This is a genomic window from Promicromonospora kroppenstedtii DSM 19349, from assembly GCF_000515355.1.
Lineage (GTDB): Bacteria > Actinomycetota > Actinomycetes > Actinomycetales > Cellulomonadaceae > Promicromonospora > Promicromonospora kroppenstedtii.
Genome location: NZ_KI911607.1, coordinates 1 through 1,433, shown reverse-complemented (window position 1 = coordinate 1,433; position 1,433 = coordinate 1). Strand labels below are relative to the sequence as shown.

The following is a 1,433-nucleotide window of genomic DNA, read 5'->3' as shown; positions in this document are numbered from 1 at the left end:
CTGGGCGACGCTCGCCGGCGTCGTCGGCCTCATGGTGGCCTCGGAGAAGGTGAGCTTCTCCAAGGTGATCGCCGGGAACGAGTGGCTGAACAAGATCGACATGCTCGGACGTCGTCCGGCTCCGGCGGTCGAGGATTCGGTGGCGGAGCTCGCGCAGACCAAGCCCGTGGCCACCCCGGGCGCGTGAGCCGCACCCGGTCCCTGGCGAGCGCGGCGCTGCTCGTCACCGTCGTCACCCTCGCCAGCCGCCTGGTCGGCTTCGGTCGCTGGCTCGCGCAGGGCGCGTGGCTCGGGTCGGACGGCGTCGGCACGGTCTTCAACTCCGCCAACCAGCTGCCCAACCTGCTGTTCGAGGTCGCGGCCGGTGGTGCCCTCGCGGGCGCCGTCGTGCCGCTGCTGGCCGGGCCCCTGGCCCGGGCTGCGTTCACCGCGGACGGCACCGCGGCGTCCAAGGAGCAGGCCTCGCGGATCGCGTCGGCGCTGCTCGGCTGGACGCTGCTGATCCTGGTGCCGCTGGCCGCCCTGACCGCCCTCCTGGCGCGCCCGGTCATCAGCCTGACCGGCCTGGACGACCCGGTGCAGGTGGACGTCGCCACGGCCTTCCTGCGGGTGTTCGCGGTACAGGTGCCGCTGTACGGGCTGGCCGTGGTGCTGGGCGGCATCCTCCAGGCGCACAAGCGGTTCTTCTGGCCGGCGTTCGCGCCGCTGGTCTCCAGCCTCGTCGTGATCGTTGTCTACGGCGTCTTCGCCCTGCTGGCCGACGGCGACCAGCAGGACGTCGCCGCGCTCTCGTCCCAGGCACTGGTCTGGCTGGCGTGGGGCACCACGGTGGGAGTCCTGTTCCTGGCGCTGCCCCTCGTGGTGCCCGTGTGGCGCACGGGGCTGCGGCTGCGGCCCACGCTGCGCTTCCCGTCCGGCGAAGGTCCCCGGGCCGCGCGCCTGGCGTTCGCGGGCGTGGGCGCGCTGGTGGTGCAGCAGCTCTCGGTGTTCCTGACCCTGCGCGCGGCCAACGCCGCGGGCGGCGACGGCACCCTGTCGGTCTACCTGTACGCGCAGCAGGTCTACCTGCTGCCGTACGCGGTGCTCGCGTTCCCGATCGCGACCAGCGCGTTCCCGCACTTCGCGGAGCACGCCTCTGCGGGCCGGCTCGGCGAGCTGCGCGGCCTGGTGGCGCGCACGACGCGCAGCCTGCTGTTCGTGACGGCGCTCGGCATGGCCGCGCTCGTCGCGGCGGCGCCGTTCGTCGAGCGGGTCTTCGACCTCATCGTGCTGGGTGACGCACCTGGCCTGGCCGCCGGGCTCATGGCGATGGCGCCGGGGCTGATCGGGTTCGCGCTGATCCTGCACCTGTCGCGCGCGCTGTACGCCGTGGACCACGGGCGGGCCGCGGTGACCGCGACCGCGAGCGGCTGGGGCGTCGCCGCCGTCGGCGC

Annotated in this window: 1 protein-coding gene and 1 pseudogene; both read left to right on the top strand. The window is 74.2% G+C overall.

Annotated elements, in window-relative coordinates:
* Positions 1 to 187 (top strand): annotated as a pseudogene (locus tag PROKR_RS03685) (hypothetical protein); the annotation flags it as partial.
* A partial coding sequence (gene murJ / locus PROKR_RS03680; protein ID WP_036959617.1) for a murein biosynthesis integral membrane protein MurJ occupies positions 184 to 1,433 on the top strand: 1,250 nt, incomplete at its 3' end. The pseudogene PROKR_RS03685 and the gene murJ, both read left to right, overlap by 4 nt.